This is a genomic window from Ktedonosporobacter rubrisoli, assembly GCF_004208415.1.
GTDB classification, from domain to species: Bacteria; Chloroflexota; Ktedonobacteria; order Ktedonobacterales; family Ktedonobacteraceae; genus Ktedonosporobacter; species Ktedonosporobacter rubrisoli.
Map to the genome: position 1 here is coordinate 8,573,293 of NZ_CP035758.1, position 19,139 is coordinate 8,592,431.

Genomic DNA, 19,139 nt, shown 5'->3' on the forward strand with positions numbered 1-19,139 from the left:
TACTAGCGTTATTTTACAACTTTTTGCGGAACATTGCAGCATGAATAGGTGAATATTCTCTTGAGGAAATTGAGCCTATAAAGGCCACAGCAGGATCGTTAGCTTGCTTGAAGCAAATAAGACATTGTTTCTCCTGCTGTGATTGCTTGTTGGCTGCGCTCTGGCCTGGTATGGAGTAGATGAAGCAGTATATTCAACTATGGACTGTACAATAGTTAGGCAAGCCGAGCCCTGGCAACATCTTCCAGGGCTAACAAGCCTTGTTCGCGCCCTACGACCTGGGGAACGCTGCTACTGGCGCTAAGCTGGATGCAAAAGTCCAGGTCAGCATCAAGTCCTGCCCGCCTGACTGAACGAGCCGAATTTGTATGTTTAATCAGCTCCGCTGGTGGGTAGGCCTGATAGAGTGCCTGCGCCGCAAGCGCGCTTTCATGAAGCTGCAAGCTGGAGAACTGGCGTTGCAGTTCAAGAGCCAGATAACCGGCGCAAACTGCGTCATCGAGCGCAAAGTAGTTGAGCTCTCCCGCACAGACGATAGCAATATCGCTCTCTCGTTCCTGTGCATGAGCCAGGGCATAAGCCGTGACTGCTCGCGCGTTATAAAAGCAGCCGGCCAGACGTATACTCTCTTCCGGGCAAGCAAAGAAGGCCCTGGTGCCATTCGTCGTGGTCAGGATCAGCTCGCGTTCGGCAAGATCAGCGCGAGCGAATTCCACTGGCGAATTACCATAATCAAAATCCGGGAGCGGCCTGGCATTGCGTTCTCCACAGAGTAAATAGCGTGCAGTATCGCGGTTGGCCGCGCGCGCCTGCTCAAGCGTATTGGCGGCCAGCACACGGCGGGCTCCGCGCTCAAACATAACTGTGAGTGATGTTGTCGCACGAATCACATCGATAACAATAAAAACGTTGTTAGCGGCAGGCTGGATGGTGGTAACTTCTGCAGGCGTAAAAAAGATATTGAGTCGCAAGGTCTCCCTCTCTGGATTTTCTTATAGTCATATTTCGGAGCTACCTGACTGTAAAATAAGATCATAGCGGCAGCGTGAGAGCTAGCAAAAAAGTTGCTTGCTAAAACTATAGCACATCGCGCTCTAAGCACTAGCTTCCATGCAGCAACCTCGGTGCCAATGTTTGGGGAAAACATGATATGATAAAAGTGATGCACGTTGGTGTGTAGTGTTCAGCGTTTGACGCCAGAAGGAGTATCGCTTATGACTACCCCTCGAACCCCTAATATGCGCGACTATGAAGCTGAGTACCACAACTTTCAGCTTGATGTGCCAGAATATTTTAACTTCGCTGCTGATGTCATCGATAAGCTGGCGCAGAATCCACATAAAGAGGCTATGTTCTGGATAGGACAGGATGGCGAAGAGCGTCATTTCACATTTGCTCACTTCTCTGAGGCCTCCAGCCGGGCTGCCAATGCGTTCGCTACCCTGGGCATTGCTAAAGGTGATCCTGTCCTTGTGATGCTGCCCCGTATTCCCGAGTGGTGGGAGGTGGTCCTTGGCTTAATGAGATTGGGGGCTATACCTATCCCATGTACGACACTGCTAACGCCAAAGGACATTCAGTCGCGCTCCGAAGTTGCGGAGTCGCGCTGCTTTATTACGAATCAAGAAGGTGCTCATAAGTTCGATCAGGTACGCAGCCAGTGTCCAACGGTAGCACAAACCATCCTGATTGCCGAGGATGGCCTCGATATAGCTGGTTATGCAAACTGGACTGATTATCATACGATTGCTGCACAAGCTTCCTCTACGTTCACCGGCCCTAAGACGCGCAGCGATGATCCTTGCCTTGTCTATTTTACCTCTGGTACCGTTGGCAATCCCAAAATGGTTCTCCATACCCATGCCAGCTATCCTCTCGGCCATACCATTACCGGTCGCTACTGGCTTGACCTGCATGAGGATGATCTTTTCTGGAATCTCTCGGAGACCGGATGGGCAAAATTCTCCTGGAGCAATCTTTTCGGCCCCTGGCTTATGGGCGCGGCAATATTTATCCAGGATGCACGAGGTAAGTTCAATCCCCTCGAAACCCTGGAGATGCTCTATAAGTATCCCATTACCACCCTTTGTGCGCCTCCCACTGTCTATCGTATGCTCGTCCTGGATAAACCAATGGCGTATCTCAAGTCTCACTATCCCCAAACGTTACGCCATTGCGTGGGGGCTGGGGAGCCGCTTAATCCAGAAGTGATCAAGATATGGGAGGAAGTGACTGGGATGACCATCCGCGATGGCTACGGGCAGACGGAGACGGTCTTGATCTGTGGCAATTTCCCACCTCTGGCCGTCAAACCCGGCTCAATGGGCAAACCCTCGCCCGGCTTTGACCTCAGCGTCATCGACCACGAAGGGAGCGAGTTACCTCCAGGAAAGGAAGGGGATATTGCCATTCGTATCAAACCGAAGCGTCCTGCCTGGATGTTCAAGGAGTATTGGCGTAATCCCGAGGCCACTCAAGCCTGCCTGCGCGGCAACTGGTATATCACCGGCGATCGCGCCTATAAAGATGAGGATGGCTACTTCTGGTTCGTGGGTCGCGCTGACGATGTGATTATTAGCGCCGGCTATCGCATCGGCCCCTTCGAGGTCGAGAGCGCCCTCAAGGAGCATCCCGCCGTCGCCGAATCTGCAGTGATTGCCAGCCCTGATCCCATGCGTGGTGAGATCGTCAAAGCCTATATCATTCTGGCTCCTGGCTATACTCCGGGGGACGCGCTGGTGACTGAGTTACAGGAACATGTCAAGCGCGTAACCGCTCCCTATAAGTATCCACGCGAGATCGAATTTGTTGAGAGCCTCCCTAAGACGATCTCCGGCAAAATTCGCCGCGTCGAACTGCGCGAGATGGAGCGCCAGAAGAAACAACTTCCGTAGAGCAAGCCCCTGGCGCAAGCTTTCTGCCCAGAAAACTTACCACAAACTCATCACCAGCTAAGCAGAGCTCAATTAGAGAAACAGGAAGAAGATTTTGTTCTCCCTGTTTCTTTTATTTTTCCGGCTAAAGCTGCCAGACATCAGCATCCTGGAAGCTTACATCGGTAGGATTGGTCCATCCCACGGCGAAGAGGCCGATCGTGCCATAGCTGGTGGCATCGTCGTGAATGTGAGCCAGAAAATGCTTATTCACATACATATAAATATCTGGCCCCTTAGCTACGATGGTAATAAGATTGCTCTGACCAACACCGCTGTTAATGTAGGAACTGGATGCGGCGATCAACCCATGAGACTGGTTCACCAGGTCATATGTGCCGTCGGTGCCGAGGCGCAAGCGATAAAACCCACCTTTATCGTTAGCACGAAAGATGAGGCCGCCACCATCAGCGTTAGCGCCACTTAAGATGCTCATATTCGCTTGAAAAGCGAGATCGCCAAAGTTAGTAGACCCGGCATAGCAGAGCGCGAGAAGCCCTTTCTGAGGCATCGTGGCGTGGTATGCTTTATCATGGAAAGCGCAGCCACCTCCGCCCTGATATGTGGTTGTATCCCAATTGTTGGCGTCCTGTTTGGTGAGCGGCGAGCTCAGCGTTGGTGTTCCATTGGTAGCAATAGAATAAATCTCGTCAGGGTTCATTCCAGGCGTGATGTTTGGTAGCGTCGTGGGGGTGACACCTGGCGGTTTTGTGGCTGTAGGGCTTAGTTTACTCGTATCGCTGGTAGGTGTACTTTGTGAGTGTACTGTAGCCGTAGTTTTTTGGCTTGTCTCCTGGCTTGCTTGATGTCCCTTGATGAGGTAGAAGAGTCCACTACTGGCTACAAGCAATAAGACTAACAGAAGAAGCCCCGCCCACAGTATCCTCGGCCTTCTGCGAGGTGTGAGTGGCTTCTGTGGATGAGATAGCGAAGCAGTTGGAAAAGAGGGGCTATTTTCGGCAGATTGCGAAAGATTTTGCGCTTGAGATTGGTCAGTCTGCGTAGCCATGGAGAGCATATTTGGTGGTCCCTGGAGCCCATCATCGGCGTAGAAAGAGTGAGCGGCTTGGCGAGGAGAGAGGCCCGGCGCTTCTGCTGGCTTTTCTGCTCTTTTATTTTGCCCGTTAATTGGTTGCGTCTTATAAGAGGTATAGGGAAGCGCTACCTGTTCGGGAGCGCAGGCCTGCTCAAAGGCTGTGGCGAAGGCCTGGATGCTGCCAAAGCGCTGCTGCGGCTCTTTGGCAAGAGCGGTTTGCACCACGTATTCGAGGGCGGGCGAGAGCTCAGGGACCTGCTCGCGCAAGGAAGGGATAGCTGCGAACATATGCTGGGTGCACTGCTCGGTAAAGCTGCCCTGGTAGGGAGGCTTGCCGCAGAGCCATTCATAGATCAACACTCCCATGGCATACTGATCGCTGGCAAATTGTGGGCGGCCGCGGATCTGCTCAGGAGCCATATAGGTCACCGTCCCGGTGATATCCTTGGTACTCTGCTGCGAGCTCTGCGCCAGCAGCACAATGCCAAAGTCGCTCAGGACAATCTCCTCGTGGCTCTGCAAAAGCAGATTCTCCGGTTTAATGTCGCGGTGAATCAGTTTTTGTCCGTGGGCATACTGCAGCGCTGAGGCCAGTTGTTTCACGTAGGGGAGGATGATGGCCGGGCTTAGGCGCGAGCCCTTGGGGAAGCGCTGGCGCAAGGTGCCGTGGGCCGCGTAATCCATCACCAGAAAGGGGATATCGGCTTCTACCCCGAAATCCAGGACGCGGATGATATGGGGATGGCGTAAATGGATCAGGGTGCGCGCTTCAGTCAGAAAGCTATGCGATTCCTTTTCAGACAAGCGGGTATGGAGCACCTTGATCGCCGCCTGGCTTTCTAAATAGGTGTGGATGCCCAGATAGACATCGGCAAACCCCCCTTGTCCCAGGAGCTTGACAAGTCGATAGTTCCCAAATTGTTGCCCGACACGCTCAGTCATCTCGAATGCAAGCCTCCATGCTGCTGGAGCATAGTGTTTTTTGGCTCGCCAAAAACGTTATATGCTGCAGTATAGTTTATAAGCTAATTGTATGGGAGAGCTGTTAGCCCTGTCAAGGGAGGTGGGACAGGGAGATATGTCGGGGAGATGTTGGGAAGATGTCCTGGCCTGCGTCTGCCTATCCGCTCAAGGACGGGAAGAGCTGACCTGGTAAACGGCCTGGAGAAATTTGGTACTGTTATCGGTGTACTAATGCATGCCCTTATCGTTTAATCAATTGTAGTCAGCTTTGGGTAGCGGCAAAGTTCATTCCCATGCTTGTTGCTTTCTCTCAGAGGGCAACGGGGAGCGAAAAGAGGGGAGAGTTGGTCCCCGGGGATGGACCAACTCCATGAAAGTTTGAGGAGAGCTATTAGGAGAAATTAGAAAGCGCTAAGTGTCGCTTCTATTCGTTTCGTTATTTCCAGCATACATCACAAACATGAGAGAAGTATGTGAAAAGCTTCAAGAAATCCTCAAGATTATGAAAAGAAATCTTCAGACAGGCTAAAATACATGTATTTTCCGCATATCTATGCTACTATACAGGAGAAGTTGTATGCCTGTCTTCTGGAGTTCTGTCATGTCGCAAAAAATCTTAATCATCGAGGATGAAGAGGGCATTATTCATCTGCTCAGCCTGTATCTTAAGGATGCCGGCTATAACGTAGTGGCGGCGCGCGATGGTGCTGATGGCCTGGCTTTGCATGCGCGCGAACATCCCGATCTTGTTATTCTTGACATTATGTTGCCGGCCCTCGATGGTTTTGAAGTCTGCAAACGAATTCGGGCCTGGTCCAAAACGCCGATCTTTATGCTGACGGCCCGCAGCGATGAGGATGATCGCATAAATGGGCTTGAGCTGGGCGCTGATGACTACCTGGTTAAGCCATTTAGTCCGCGTGAGGTAGTGAGCCGGGTACGCGCGATTTTACGGCGTACCAGCAATCAGGATGGCAACGAGGGCTTAAGTACCGATCTGCCTGTCGAGCCCGATAAGTCAATTTTGCGCTTTCCCGGCCTGACTATCGATTTGCCGGCGCGACGGGTAGAGGTACAGGGCAAAGAAGTGGCCCTGACCCCAACCGAGTTTGATCTATTGGCCTTGCTAGCCCAATCTCCTGATCGCGTCTTTACGCGTGAGATGTTGATGAATAAGGTATGGGGCTATGACTATCTGGGCGATGGGCACACAATAGATGTCCATATGAGCGCCCTGCGTAAAAAGATTGAGGTCGATCCTCTGCAGCGCTATATCAAAACAGTGTGGCGGGTTGGATATCGCTTTGAGGTCAAAGTGCGTTCCAGCACCCCTTCTGCTTAACTGAGGCAGGCTTATGCGTATACGCTGGTGGCAAAGTATTCGGTGGCGATTGACCCTGGGCTCGGTCTTGCTGGCCTTGCTGGCAACGGGCTTATTAACGCTGATCGCTATGCTCGTCATTAACTATTACTATCAGGCTGATCAGGAAGCGCGCTTGAGTAATCTTGCTAACGATAAGGCCCAGAATGTTGGCTTGAATTATGCCCAGACCTATAATCTCGCGCGTGCCGTGAGCCTGATGGTAAATAACCAGACTAAGCAGAGCGTGCAGGAGCAGCAACCAATACTTATTGTCCTGGATCGTAGCAGTCGCTTAATCTATCCGCGCTTCAGTACGTCTGACGACAAGCGCGTAGTAATCTCTTATTTATTGAAGCTCGTTGATCCTTCAATCCAGAAAGGCGACCTTAACAAACTTTACCAGGCCATCACCAAAGGCTTGCACGGCGTGCCTGTCGACGGACAATTTAGCCGGGGCTATCCGGTTGAGGCGGCGTCGCCCTTTATTGTTAGGCCGATTTTTGCCGGTGGAGTAAACAGTGGCGCGTTGATAGGAGTGCTCGTCATAACCCCGCGAGCCAATACCTTACCCGCCTTCGTCTCTACCGTTGGTGAAGCAGTTTTGATTGCCTTCCTCGTCGTGGTCATCCTTGCCGCTCTTGTGGCGATTCTCTTCTCGCGGACGATCACGCGTCCTCTGGCCAAGCTTATCGATGCCACGCGCATTCTGGCCGCCGGGGATTACAGCGCTCAAGTTCATACGGATGCCCAGGGAGAGCTCGGTGAGCTGGCGCGCAATTTTAATGAGATGGCAGCTCAGCTCAATCGCGATGTGGAAGAGCTGCGCAAACAGGAGCTCTGGCGTCGCGAGCTTATCATGAGTATTACCCATGACCTGGCCACTCCCTTAACCGCGATTGCCGGACTGGGTGAGGCCCTGGTAGATGGCGTCAATCAGAGTCGCGACGATTATGAGGCCACAGGCAGGATTATTGTGCGTGAGACCCTGCGCCTGCGCCGCCTGGTGCAAGATCTGCATATGATGGCCAAAGTAGAGGGCCGAGCCCTGCATCCTCAGCGCAGAGAGATCCGCCTTGCCGTACTCGTCGATGAAGTTCTGGCAGTGCTGGCCCCCGAATTTGAGCGCGCGCATGTTGAGCCGCGCAATGCCATTCCCTATACGCTTCCAACGGTTCAGGTCGACGCCGATATGCTGGCGCGCGTCTTCTCTAATCTTTGCGATAATGCTCTCCACTATACGCCAGCCGGCGGGATTGTCACTATTGAAGCCGAGCAACAGGACTCTCTACTAGTAGTCGCCGTCACCGATACTGGCGAAGGCATCCCGTCTGGGGCCTTATCGCGAATCTTTGAGCGCTTCTTCCGTGTTGATAGCGCACGCCAATCGACGACCGGTGGCAGCGGACTTGGCTTAGCAATTGTACGCGCAATTATTGAAGCACATGGCGGGAAGGTGTGGGCCGAAAATGCCCAGGACGCCGGAGCACGTATAGTTTTCACCTTACCACTCCGCGCTAGCAGCGAGCCATCTGAGCCCGAGGCTGAGGCGCACAACCTGCGTCGCAAGGTAGATGGGAGCTAATAGCAGAAAAGCAAACGCATAGCCCATACTGTTGATTTTCTCGACTGGCTGGCTGCATGATGCTATACTTTTCTGCAAGCGCTCAACTACTCTGCACTCCGTACCGATAGTGTAAAACGGGATATGCTTTTTTCTCCCATATGTCAATTGAGTATAGATGCTCGCCGTAGACCGGATAAATGAAGAGGACTTTGATGACTGCCTACACTCATTTTGTGCATAATATTAATACGCTGGCTACTACCGAAGATGAATCGCAAGAGCTAGTACATGTCCTCCAAAAGCTTTTGCTGCAGACCGGGACATTGCTCAGGATACCTGATTGCGCACTGGCCCTGCTTGATGCGAGCAGAACAATCATTGCCAGGACTATTCAGCACCAGTATGGGCAGGAATTCCCTTCTATACGCGTTCTCCAGGATGAAGGGGCCATGAGCTGGGTAAGGAAACATCACGAGCCATTCGTTATCAACAGGGCAGCCCTGACGCTACAGAACGTGCCTGGCAGTTCGATCATATATGTACCCTTGCTGTACAATGAGAGCTTTCACGGAACTCTCGTGGCCAGCAGTCGAGAGATCGAGTCCTTTGGAGCCGATGAAGTGCGTATCCTGACAATCTTTGCCGAACAAGCGGCACTGATAATAGCAAAGGCCAGGCAGGCCGAACTTGCTCAGCAGCGCGCTCGTCGCCTGGAGATGCTCATGCATCTCTCGCGTGGGATGACTATGCGCCTGGAACAAGACGCCCTGTATCGCCTCGTTCTGGCCGATGTGCGCTATCTTGTAGATTGCGATCGGGCTATGATCTATTTGCCCCGGGGAGAAACACAAGAGCTTGTGCCGGTTGCAGAATGGTCAAGGAAGAATATGTCTGTAGCGCACGAACCGGGACCAGAGCGGGCCGGGATCAAAATAATAGATAGACAGCGTGAGAAAATTAAGCAGCCTGATACAGAGGCAATCATCGTCTGGGCCGCCACCCATCGCCACGCTATGGTGTATACTCCGCCGGCCACTGCCTGTGCAGCGACTGCCATGAATAATATGGCCCAACTGGCCACCCCATTCGTTTCCCGGGAGACGCTCTACGGCGTCCTCTCCCTCTGGCGAGAAACCCCATTTACAGGCGAAGAACTGCGCATCGTGCGCAACTTAAGCCATCTGGTAGCTACTGCTCTAGAGAATACCGAACTTTTCCAGCGCGTGCGCAGCGATCAGGAGCAGTTACGTGCTATCCTGGCCGCCAGCTCTGATGGGATTGCCATGCTTGATAACGAGGGACGCTTTATTGAGGCCAATGCGGCCTTTGGGCAGCTTTTTCACATCGCATCCGCACAATTACCTGGCCTGGAAGGTCTGAAGCTATTTGTGAGTAGTGAGGACGATGTTGCTGAGCAGGGGCCAACCCTCGTCAGGCGAGCGCTAGAGACACAGCAGCCCTTAGCCTACAGCGAGATTGAGCTGCAAATTCAGGGGCGACCACGGGCATTAGGCTTAAGTATTACCCCGGTTGCTGTTGGCAAACAGCCGATCTCGCTCTTAATCGCCCGCGATGTAACCGCGATTCGCGACGCCACACGCATGAAGGCAAACTTCCTCTCCATGATCACCCACGAACTGCGTTCCCCGCTTAACGCCATCAATGGCTACCTGGATTTAGCCCTCACCGGCCTGGGAGGTGAGCTAAGTGAGCAGCAGCGCGAATTTATTCTGCGCGCGCGTGCGGGCAGCGAGCACCTGTATGCGCTGGTAGAGGATCTCCTCTTGCTCTCGCGCGCCGACTCCGGCCAGTTGCGCTTAAATCGGGAAATCATCAAGCTGCAGGATGTGATAGCCAATGCGCGCGAAGAAATGGAGCTCACCGCCGCCGATCAAGACATCAATCTAGCCATAGAGATCGCTGACGACTTCCCACGTCTCTATGCCGATGGCGTACGTCTGCAACAAGTCTTACGCAATCTGCTGAGCAACGCCCTGCGTTTCACCCCTGCTAAGGGAACTGTTGTCATTGCCGCCAATCTAGCCAGATTGGGACCGGGAGAGACAGAGATAATAGCCGAAGATGGGCGTGTAGTCGAGCTGCAGGTGCGCGATACGGGTAGCGGTATACCCAGAGATTTTCACCAACGCATTTTTGAGCGTTTCTTTCAAGTTCCTGACGGCAGCAGTGGCCGTGCCAGCGGGCAGGGCCTGGGCCTGGCTATAGTCAAGATGATAGTTGAGCTGCATGGAGGGCGAGTAAGCGTCGAGAGCGAGCCGGAGGAAGGCAGTACATTCACCTGTATTTTGCCTTGTTTGTTGGCATAAGTCCTTGTGGCTCTTGACTCACCTTCGAATGCGTGCTATTCTCAAGTTATCCCAGGGTGTACCTTGGTGATTCATATAGCCAGGAATGAGGCTCGGTAATGTAAGCTTGTACAGGAGAAGGAGACAGACTGTGGGTATGCTACGGATCATGTCCCGTCGAGGCGACGACCGGATTATGTGGGATTCCAACAAATTGGAAACGAGCAATCCAGAAGCTGTAGCGGCTGTCCAGGAGGCTGAGCGCATATTTAAAGAAGAGCGTATGCGCGGTGCAACAGCTTTCAGAGTAGAGCCAGGCAAACCGGTAGAGCGTATCGAGAAGTTTGATCGTACAGCTGAGCAGATCGTTATGGTGCCGCGCGTTGTCGGTGGCTGAGGAGAAGCTGCTATGTTGGAAACACTGAGTTTGTTTCTCGGTATCTGGCTACTGTTTCTCTTACTGGCGATCTACTATCTCTCGCAATCGCCTGATGGAAGTGTGGGGCGTTTCCGCGAGTCGGTCAGCGAACATCTGTCCGCCGAAAGCCGAGCCAAAGCGCTCCTGCGAGAAATGCTATCCGAAGTCCAGTATCAGCAACTGATCAAGTTTGGATACCTCGAAGTGATAAGTCCTTCTATAGATAATCGTGTTTATCGCATTCCGGGTTCGGGTGGCCTGGTGAAGGTGTATGAGCGTGGCTGCGCTGTTATGGAATTGTGTTTGCAGCCGGCCGAGCCCTTGCCGGATGGCGACGTAGTGGTAATGCACAAACTGATGATAGAGGGCAACGAACAGGAGTATTTGCAGAAGGCAAATCATTTTGCTCCCGGAATCATCTCCCTGCGCTGCCAGCATCTCTAGATGGGCTTTTTGAAATTACTGCAGATATCTCGTCTATAGTAATGGGACAGTCAAAAATGAGTAGCTGATCCCCTGTGGGAATTGTGATCATTTTTGATTGTCTCTTTTTCTTCCTTCCACTTTTCCCCTGCTTGTTGAACTTTTCACTATTGAGTACGTATGTAATGAGTAAGATGATCTATTGTGTGGCTCTCGACTCACATCATGAAACCAAGTATAATCTGCTGAGGATGAGTAATTAGAGGCGTAATCAAGTCATGCTACGCCTCGGAAAGCAGGCACGAAGATTATGGAATGTCCTTACTGCAAGGCGGAAAATCGAGACGGGGGACGTTTCTGTAGTAGTTGCGGCAGGCCCATGGCCTCGGCAGCTCTATCATCCACGGAAAGTAGTGCTATCACGTCTCGTTCACTTGTACCTGGTTCACGATTACAGGGTGGTCGCTATGTTATTAAGAAAGTCCTCGGCCAGGGAGGTATGGGAGCTGCTCTTTTGGCAACCGACAATCGCCTGGATGGGAAGCCGGTGGTTATTAAAGAACTCATTTCAGAAAATACTGATCCGGCTAGATTTCAGGAGGATGTGCGCAATTTTAAACGTGAGGTGGCCTTGCTGGCTCATATCGATCACCCCTTGGTGCCAAGCGTAACCGATCATTTCCAGGAAGGAACACGCTACTTTATGGTGCAGGAGTATGTGGAAGGGGAGAATCTGGAGGAGCGGCTTACTCAGCACAACCAGCCGTTAAAGGAGCGTGAGGTGCTGATTTGTGCTTCAGAAATACTGGATATCCTTGATTATCTAGCGCAACAGACTCCTCCTATAGTACACCGTGATATCAAGCCTGCCAATATTATTATTGGAAGCCGGGATCGTCGCGCGCACCTTGTCGATTTTGGTATTGCGCGCGCGGAGGCCACGCGTAACGCTCAGCGCAAGCAGACATCGGCGCTGGGCACGCCAGGCTTTGCACCGCCAGAACAATACCAGGGTAATGCTGACCCACGCTCGGATCTCTATGCGCTCGCCGCGACTATTCATTATCTTGTCACGAATCGTGATCCGCGCAATTATCCACCTTTTTCCTACCCTCCTGTGCGTACGCTCAATGCTCAGCTCTCGCCTGAGACCGAGCAGGTGCTGACGCGGGCTTTGCTGAATGATATTCTACAGCGCTATCAGAGCGCGTCAGCCATGAAGCAGGATGTAGATGAGATTTTACGGCGGCGTTTTGGGATCTCAGGCAATATTGATAGCTATGTCCTGGGTGTCTCGGGGCCAATGGCCAGCATTACAAACCCGACTATAAGTAGCGCAGAAAGTCCAACTGGAGGATCAGGAGCTGTTATAGCAGCGTCGACGATGCCAGATCCCTTGACACCTTTGCCAGGATCAGGGCCCATACCCACGCTTACCGCAGCGGCATCTACTCCCAGTTCTTTAACGCCAACGCCATCGGGGCTGAATCCTATTGTGGGAATGACCCAGACCGGGCAGCGGCGTACGAGGAGCAAGTATATCCTGCCAATCCTGCTGGCTGCCCTGATTATTGTTGGCGGCGGCGGAGCTTTTGCTCTCTTTAGCTTCCTGCGGGCACCACGCGGCTCCGGGAGCACTGAAAACGCAGCGGCTACCGCGGCAGGTGGAGCTAATAATGGCATCGGGGTAACGAAGGTAGGCAATGACTATATCGGTATCAGCGATGGGAGCTTCTCCTTTGATACCAATCGGGCCGATGGGAGTCTCAAGCTGCAGGCTGCACAGAGCTTTAAGAAGGGCGATATCAGTAGCGCAGTCTCGTTGTGGCATCAGGCTGTCGCCGAGGATAGTAACGATGCCGAGGCTCTTATCTACCTCGAAAATCAGCACATTGCTGCCTTCCCCCACATAACAATTGTGGTGGGCACAATGCTCTCTGGCGATAGTGGGAGCGTGGGGACTGGGAGAGATAACTTGCAGGGAGCCTACGTGGCCCAGAAGGAGTTTAACGATGGCTCCAAGCTACCCGGTGGCCTGAAGGTTCGTCTGTTGATTGCCAGTTCTGGCAGCCAGACAGATTATGTGAAGCAGGTGGCAGAGCAGGTAGTCCACCTGGCGCAGAGCGACCCCACCTTTGTGGGCGTGATGGGCTGGCCCTATAGCTCACGTAGTGTGGAGGCCCTCAGTTTGCTGGGTGCCGCGCATATACCGATGGTCTCGCAGACATCTTCTAGCGATGAGCTTAGCGGCGTCTCCCCTTACTTTTTCCGGGTTGTGCCTTCTAATACGATCCAGGGGATTCAGGGCGCTAAATATGCTGAGCTGTCATTGCATGCCAAAAAAGTAGCTGTGTTTGTCGATATCAAGGATCCATATAGCCAGAGCCTGGCCCAGGATTTTACCAGACAATTTCAAAAAGATGGCAACACAGTGGTGGCCACAGAGCAATATACCATCGGCAAGACTGATCAGTTGCCGGCTCTCTTGCAGGACGCCTTAAGCCATAGCCCTGATCTCATCTACTTCTCGGGTTATGCCAGCGATGTAAGCCCTTTGCTGATCAATTTGCCGGCGGGCAATCTTCCGGTGATGGGAGGCGATGCCCTCTATCAGCTTAATGGCTATCCGAGCAGTGCGAGAGCAGGTTTTAGCCATTTACGCTTTACGGCCTTTGCCTATCCTGATGAGTGGAGTGCACTGGGCCTGGAGGCGCGCAAGCCGGCATTTTTCAGCGCCTATCCTGCCGCGTTTGATCCTAATAGCACGCACCAGGGAAGCCCGTATGGCTTTACGCGAGCTGATAATGATGCTATGCTCTCCTATGATGCCATGACTGCTGTGCTGACTGGCTGTAGCATTGCCCTCAGCTCTGGTAAGAAAAGTATAACGCCCTCAGATCTTCAGCAAGCCTTAAAACAGGTGAACGTGAATAATGCGATTCAGGGTGTGAGCGGCCGCATTGCCTTTGGGCCTGATGGAGACCCGCTGGATAAGGCAATTGTTATCCTGTATGTAAGCCCGGAGGGCTATATTAAAATGGAACCAACAACCCTTGGCCGTTTCTTGAAGTAAGAAGGTAGGCACCTGTTTGACTGTTAATTATAAATGGAGTGGTAGGCACTGAGCATGAAATGTCCTTTTTGTGGTACAGATAATCCGGCAGGCGAGACGTTTTGCACCAATTGTGGTGGCTACTTAAGCGCTTCCCAACCATCATCTCCTCCTGCGTCGAGCGGCGGCGTGTCGGGGCCAACCTCGACGGGTGGGGGCCTGGGGAATTCCGGGTCACTGGCTCCAAATGCGCGCTTGCAACAGGGCAGGTATGTAGTCGATAAGGTGCTTGGCCAGGGGGGAATGGGCGCAGCTGTGCTGGCGCGCGATACGCGTGTTTCTAATAAATCGGTGGTTATCAAGGAACTTATCTCCGATAGTTCTGATCCTCAGCAGCATCAGGAAGATGTGCGCAATTTTGAGCGCGAAGTGGAGATGCTGGCCAGCCTTGATCATCCGCTGGTTCCCACGGTGACCGATAGCTTCCAGGAAGGCTCACGCTACTTTATGGTGCAAGAGTGCGTGGTGGGCGAAAACCTTGAAGATCATATGGAGCGGATCAAGAAACCCATGCCGGAGCAGGAGGCGCTTTCTTATGCTTCGCAGGTCCTTGATATTCTCGATTACCTGAGCACGCAGCAGCCGCCGATTGTCCATCGCGATATCAAGCCTGCCAATATCATCATTGGCAATAAAGATAAGAAGGCCCACCTGGTTGACTTTGGCATCGCGCGCGCCGATGTGGCTAAAAAGGCTCAAAAGAAACAAACGTCAGCCCTGGGCACACCCGGTTACGCTCCGCCTGAGCAGTATCAGGGCAATGCCGATGCGCGCTCGGATCTCTATGCGCTGGCCGCGACTATTCACCACCTGGTGACCAATCGCGACCCACGCGATTATCCGCCCTTTAACTATCCGCGGGCGCGCTCACTCAATCCGCAGCTGTCTCCGGATATTGAGCGTGTTCTGGAGCATGCGCTGAAGATTAATATTAATGAGCGCTATCAGAGCGCAGCTGAGATGAAGCGCGATATCGATGATATTCTTGATAGCCGCTATGCTCTGCGCGATACCAGTCATTATATGACCGGCAGCTCGGGTCCAATGGTCTCGCCTAAACCGGCTCCGACCCCCATTCCGAACCCGCCCACGCCAGTGCCTAATCCGCCCACGCCAATTCCGGTGAGCGCGGGTCAGCAGCAGATAGGCACCTATGCCCGGCCCAAACAGCAGAAAAGCAATAATGGATATGTTGTGCGCAGTTTCATTTTGCTCCTGGCCGTAGTGATTATTCTTGGCGCCGTATTCTTTGTCTTGCCGCGTCTGCGCGGTAATTCGCAGACCGGGGGACAGGGCAGTAATAATGGTCCGGGCTTTGTCACAACGCCGGGGGCAACCTCAACTGTTGTGAATGGCAATGGCCTTGGCGTTACCACCATCGATGGCGAGCCGATCGGTATTAGCGATGGTACCGTGGCCTTTGATACCAAGCGCGCCGATGGCGATCTCAAGCAGCAAGCCTCGGCCGCCCTCAAGGCTGGCAATAGCGCGCAGGCCCAATCTCTCTGGCGTGCGGCTTTGAGCAAAGATACCAATGATGCTGAGGCCTTGATCTATCTGGAGAATCAGCGTGTGCTGGCCTCTGGAAGTCCCTATATCACACTTGTTGTGGGTACGATGGTAACTGGCGATAGTGTGGTTGGGGTTGGACGGGATACCTTGCAGGGTGCCTTTGTCGCACAAAAGGAATATAACGCCGGCAATGGTAAATTGCTGGGCGGCGTGCAGGTGCGCTTGCTAATCGCCAATTCGGGCAGCGAGGCCGCCAATTCCAGAAAGGTGGCGGAGCAGATTGTACAGGCGGCGCAAAATGATAAAACGATTGTGGGGGTGATGGGCTGGCCTTATAGCGAGCAGACGGTGAATGCCGTGAATGTGCTGGCCGGTGCTAAGATCCCGATGATCTCGCCCACGGCCTCTGCCGATTCGCTGACTGACGTCTCGCCGTACTTTTTCCGCGTGGCTCCTTCCGATAAGAGTCAGGCAGCGGTTGCCGTGCAGTATGCAAAGAACAAGCTACATGCCAAGAATGTAGCTGTCTTTGAGGATCAGGCCAATACGTATAGCCAGAGCCTGGCTGAAGACTTCAAGCAGCAGTTTATTGCTGCCGGTGGTCAGGTGAAGGTGGCTAGTTATAAGGTTAACGATAAACAGTCAGTAGTGAGCGCGCTTCAGGAGGCTTTGCAAGCCTCGCCTGCTCCTGATCTGATTTACTTTGCTGGCTATTCGACCGATGTCAGCGCCATTTTGGAGCAACTGCCCCAGGAAGCTAACTTCCCAGATCTGCAAGTACTGGGCGGTGATGCATTGTATAACCTGGCTGGCTATCCACAGAGCGCGCGGGCTGGTTTCGCCCGGCTGCATTTTACAGCCTTTGCCTATCCCGATGAATGGGATGTGCTGGGCCTGGGCGCCAAGAAGCCGGCTTTCTTTACCGATTATGCCAATGCCTTCGATCCCAATCGCGCGCATCAAGGAAGCCCTTATGGCTATACGCGAGCCGCGTTTAACGTTGTGCTGGCCTATGACGCAACGCTAACCCTGCTCTCGGCTAGCAAGACGGCCCTGGCCGGTGGCACATCTGGCTTTACGCCGACGCAGTTGCAGCAGGCTATAGCTGGAATCAAGGGGACAAATGCCGTGCAAGGTGTGAGTGGGCAGATCTCGTTTGATAACGATGGCGATCCCTCTAACAAGGCTGTGGTGATGCTTTATGTGAATCAGGGTGGCTTTATCCAGATGGAGCCGCAGCTTGGCGCTGGTAAGTTCCAGGCTGGTTCCTGATCGACCGGTGGATAGCTTATAGTCAAATAGAGGACCTGTTCATGTAAAGGTAAAGCGCTAAGCGGAGAAGCATGAGAAGTTTGCTTCTCCGCTTAGCGCTTTATCTTGCTTTGTTTTACGCGCTGCTCTACTTCTTCGGGCGAGAGGCCTTCCAACGAAACCACTTTTTGCCGACCTGTGGCGCCGTGCACCAGTCTGATAGAGCGTCGCGGGAGGGCAAGCCGCTCGGCCAATAAGGCCAGCAGCGCCGCGTTGGCCGCGCCATCGACCGGAGCCGCAGTAAGGCGGGCCTTCAATTGTCCTTGCTCCCATTCCAACGTGTTCCGGCTACTGCGCGGAATGACTCGTATTGTAATCTGCATAAGCGGAATAGAATCAAGGCAATGCTTGCAGCAAGAGAATCTGCAGCGTCGTTAGCATGAACCAGGCGATAAGAAATGACATGTCAAACATTCCCATTGGAGGGACAAAGCGGCGAATTGGATCGATGAACGGATCGGTTATGCGGGCCAGGAAGCGTATGATTGCGTAACGCTCATCGATCCTGAACCAGGAGGCAATAGCGCGCACAAGCATGGCCAGGATAATCAGCGGGATGCCATAGGTTACGAGCACGCGTAGAACAGTGAAGGCAATATATATTGCATCTGACATAGACTACTCCTGTACAGTACGTACATCGATATAAGTAAAGCCCAGGAACTGGCGGCGGGCGATTTCGGTAACGCGTACGCCTTCAAGATCGGGCAGGGTCGTGAAATGCTTCTGGATATATTCGCCAAGTGGACGAGCTGCGGCCCAGCCGGCGATAGAGGAGGCTGCGGCGGTAGCGACGCGCGTGCGGGTATGGCTGGAGGCCAGGCCAAGCAGCGTGCCGACAGTGACCAGGGTGACGCCCACGGCAAGATTAGTGCCGCAGTTGGGATGGATGGCCAGCTCCGCCTCGCCAGCTTTCAGACGACTGAGAGCCTCGTCAAGCGCCCGGCGCAAGAGGCCAAGGTCCACATTCCCGAAAATGATAAAGCCCTCGGAGCTGGAGCGAGCGCTGACGCTGAGATCAGGGATCATCCCGCTTAAAATGGTGATAGTCGCGTGTTCTAAGGCATGATTCTGGCGGATGCGGCGACCGAAAAGGATATCATCAAAATTCATTCTTTTTTCTCCTTTGATCTGTTGCATGGATTATCCCGAAATTTCCGTCAGGCGCCAGGCGCCAACTCAAGCCTCTTGATCCGCGCTGCGGTTTGAAGCTTGCGACCAGCCGCAGGCCTGTACCATACATCCTTTTCAGCTAACGCGACGTGCAACGTTCGGGATGACGCATGCTTAAGGCTGCTCTTTAGTATAAACTCGTTCGCCAAAGATTGCTCGCCCAACACGAACAATAGTAGATCCTTCTTCAATTGCAATCCAATAATCATCGGTCATACCCATTGAGAGGTGCTGCCATGAGCCCTGAGGTACCTCGTTGCGCAAGCGATCGCGCAGCTGGCGCAGGGCCCGAAATACCGGGCGCACCTTTTCCGGGTCGTCTACGAGCGGAGCCACTGTCATCAAGCCGTCTAGCTGTAACTGTGGTAATGCCGCGATTTGCCTGGCGAGCTCCGGCGCTTCGGCAAGTGTCATGCCTGATTTGCTGCTTTCCTCGGCGACATTTACCTCTAGAAGTATGGAGAGGTGCAGCTCCTGCTTTTGCGCGTACCTGCTTAGCGTCTGGGCCAGGTGTAAGCTATCGACGCTATGGACGCAAGCAAAAGCCCCTACTACTTTGTTGGCTTTATTGCTTTGGAGATGGCCAATCATATGCCAGCGAAGATCCTGGGGGTGAAATTCGGCAAATTTGCTAAGGGCCTCCTGGACACGGTTTTCGCCGAAGTCCCTTACCCCTAGATCATAGGCTATTTTGATCATCTCCAGGGGTTTGGTCTTCGATACAGCGACAAGAGTAATCTCTTCGGGCCTGCGACCGGCGCGCTCGGCGGCTCTGGCGATATTTGCGCGTACCTGTGTAAGATTAGCGGCAAGGATCTCTTGCTGGCTCATGAGGTGGTCATTCATCACGGGTCTGTTCTCTCTGGCTAATAACTAGCATTTCGACGATCCTACTATGTTTTACGTTTTAAGAGAGCATGCAGTTGTGCTACTCATAATGTATGGTAGCATAGTGGCATAATCCATGTCGCCTCGTCAATATGTGGAGCTTGCTAGTTCCCGAGCATGGCAGCTTTCAGGAGGGA

At 53.1% G+C, this 19,139-nt stretch carries 14 protein-coding genes; 8 read left to right on the plus strand and 6 right to left on the minus strand.

Going from position 1 to position 19,139, the window contains the following annotated elements; all coding sequences use genetic code 11:
- Positions 1–215 precede the first annotated feature (215 nt).
- Positions 216–971 carry a 2-phosphosulfolactate phosphatase gene (locus EPA93_RS37240; RefSeq protein ID WP_129892381.1) on the minus strand — a complete coding sequence of 252 codons (756 nt, stop codon included), beginning with the start codon at positions 969–971 and terminating at the stop codon, positions 216–218.
- Between the two features lie 243 nt (positions 972–1,214).
- Here EPA93_RS37240 and EPA93_RS37245 point away from each other — a divergent pair, with 243 nt between their 5' ends.
- Positions 1,215–2,894 (plus strand): AMP-binding protein, encoded by a 1,680-nt coding sequence (locus EPA93_RS37245; RefSeq protein ID WP_129892382.1) that lies wholly within the window; start codon positions 1,215–1,217, stop codon positions 2,892–2,894.
- A gap of 124 nt (positions 2,895–3,018) precedes the next feature.
- Here the strand turns inward: EPA93_RS37245 and EPA93_RS37250 are convergent, their stop codons facing one another.
- On the minus strand, positions 3,019–4,911 hold the full coding sequence (locus EPA93_RS37250) for a serine/threonine protein kinase (protein WP_129892383.1): 1,893 nt from the start codon (positions 4,909–4,911) through the stop codon (positions 3,019–3,021).
- Positions 4,912–5,533: 622 nt separating this feature from the next.
- Here EPA93_RS37250 and EPA93_RS37255 point away from each other — a divergent pair.
- The 7 genes from EPA93_RS37255 (at position 5,534) to EPA93_RS37285 (ending at position 16,902) form a co-directional block, all read left to right on the plus strand.
- Complete coding sequence (locus EPA93_RS37255) at positions 5,534–6,274, plus strand: response regulator transcription factor (RefSeq protein WP_129892384.1); 741 nt, start codon at positions 5,534–5,536, stop codon at positions 6,272–6,274.
- Positions 6,275–6,287: 13 nt separating this feature from the next.
- Positions 6,288–7,877 carry a sensor histidine kinase gene (locus tag EPA93_RS37260; RefSeq protein ID WP_129892385.1) on the plus strand — a complete coding sequence of 530 codons (1,590 nt, stop codon included), beginning with the start codon at positions 6,288–6,290 and terminating at the stop codon, positions 7,875–7,877.
- Positions 7,878–8,071: 194 nt separating this feature from the next.
- Positions 8,072–10,186 carry an ATP-binding protein gene (locus EPA93_RS37265; protein WP_165423656.1) on the plus strand — a complete coding sequence of 705 codons (2,115 nt, stop codon included), beginning with the start codon at positions 8,072–8,074 and terminating at the stop codon, positions 10,184–10,186.
- A 136-nt stretch (positions 10,187–10,322) separates the two neighbouring features.
- Complete coding sequence (locus EPA93_RS37270; RefSeq protein ID WP_242527218.1) at positions 10,323–10,562, plus strand: hypothetical protein; 240 nt, start codon at positions 10,323–10,325, stop codon at positions 10,560–10,562.
- 12 nt (positions 10,563–10,574) lie between these two features.
- Complete coding sequence (locus EPA93_RS37275) at positions 10,575–11,027, plus strand: hypothetical protein (protein ID WP_129892388.1); 453 nt, start codon at positions 10,575–10,577, stop codon at positions 11,025–11,027.
- Between the two features lie 358 nt (positions 11,028–11,385).
- Positions 11,386–14,079, plus strand: coding sequence for a protein kinase domain-containing protein (locus tag EPA93_RS37280; RefSeq protein ID WP_277988993.1), 2,694 nt, complete (start codon positions 11,386–11,388; stop codon positions 14,077–14,079).
- Positions 14,080–14,133: 54 nt separating this feature from the next.
- Positions 14,134–16,902: a protein kinase domain-containing protein gene (locus EPA93_RS37285; RefSeq protein WP_129892390.1), complete on the plus strand. Its 2,769-nt coding sequence runs from the start codon at positions 14,134–14,136 to the stop codon at positions 16,900–16,902.
- 92 nt (positions 16,903–16,994) lie between these two features.
- On the opposite strand, the gene EPA93_RS37290 is transcribed toward EPA93_RS37285, so the two are convergent.
- The 4 genes from EPA93_RS37290 to EPA93_RS37305 all read right to left on the minus strand — a co-directional run bounded on the left by EPA93_RS37290 (position 16,995) and on the right by EPA93_RS37305 (position 18,960).
- Positions 16,995–17,264, minus strand: coding sequence for a DUF167 domain-containing protein (locus EPA93_RS37290; protein WP_129892391.1), 270 nt, complete (start codon positions 17,262–17,264; stop codon positions 16,995–16,997).
- Positions 17,265–17,277: 13 nt separating this feature from the next.
- Positions 17,278–17,556, minus strand: coding sequence for a YggT family protein (locus EPA93_RS37295; protein WP_129892392.1), 279 nt, complete (start codon positions 17,554–17,556; stop codon positions 17,278–17,280).
- A gap of 3 nt (positions 17,557–17,559) precedes the next feature.
- On the minus strand, positions 17,560–18,054 hold the full coding sequence (locus EPA93_RS37300; RefSeq protein WP_129892393.1) for a DUF6391 domain-containing protein: 495 nt from the start codon (positions 18,052–18,054) through the stop codon (positions 17,560–17,562).
- 174 nt (positions 18,055–18,228) lie between these two features.
- A complete protein-coding gene (locus tag EPA93_RS37305; protein WP_242527541.1) occupies positions 18,229–18,960 on the minus strand; it encodes a YggS family pyridoxal phosphate-dependent enzyme in 732 nt (243 codons plus the stop codon).
- Positions 18,961–19,139: the final 179 nt, after the last annotated feature.

Coding starts and splice junctions, on each gene's coding strand:
- EPA93_RS37305 (WP_242527541.1), bottom strand. CDS start 18,960: ATGAATGACCACCTCATGAGCCAGCAAGAGATCCTTGCCGCTAATCTT.
- EPA93_RS37280 (WP_277988993.1), top strand. CDS start 11,386: ATGGCCTCGGCAGCTCTATCATCCACGGAAAGTAGTGCTATCACGTCT.
- EPA93_RS37255 (WP_129892384.1), top strand. CDS start 5,534: ATGTCGCAAAAAATCTTAATCATCGAGGATGAAGAGGGCATTATTCAT.
- EPA93_RS37260 (WP_129892385.1), top strand. CDS start 6,288: ATGCGTATACGCTGGTGGCAAAGTATTCGGTGGCGATTGACCCTGGGC.
- EPA93_RS37290 (WP_129892391.1), bottom strand. CDS start 17,264: ATGCAGATTACAATACGAGTCATTCCGCGCAGTAGCCGGAACACGTTG.
- EPA93_RS37245 (WP_129892382.1), top strand. CDS start 1,215: ATGACTACCCCTCGAACCCCTAATATGCGCGACTATGAAGCTGAGTAC.
- EPA93_RS37295 (WP_129892392.1), bottom strand. CDS start 17,556: ATGTCAGATGCAATATATATTGCCTTCACTGTTCTACGCGTGCTCGTA.
- EPA93_RS37270 (WP_242527218.1), top strand. CDS start 10,323: ATGCTACGGATCATGTCCCGTCGAGGCGACGACCGGATTATGTGGGAT.
- EPA93_RS37300 (WP_129892393.1), bottom strand. CDS start 18,054: ATGAATTTTGATGATATCCTTTTCGGTCGCCGCATCCGCCAGAATCAT.
- EPA93_RS37250 (WP_129892383.1), bottom strand. CDS start 4,911: ATGACTGAGCGTGTCGGGCAACAATTTGGGAACTATCGACTTGTCAAG.
- EPA93_RS37265 (WP_165423656.1), top strand. CDS start 8,072: ATGACTGCCTACACTCATTTTGTGCATAATATTAATACGCTGGCTACT.
- EPA93_RS37275 (WP_129892388.1), top strand. CDS start 10,575: ATGTTGGAAACACTGAGTTTGTTTCTCGGTATCTGGCTACTGTTTCTC.
- EPA93_RS37285 (WP_129892390.1), top strand. CDS start 14,134: ATGAAATGTCCTTTTTGTGGTACAGATAATCCGGCAGGCGAGACGTTT.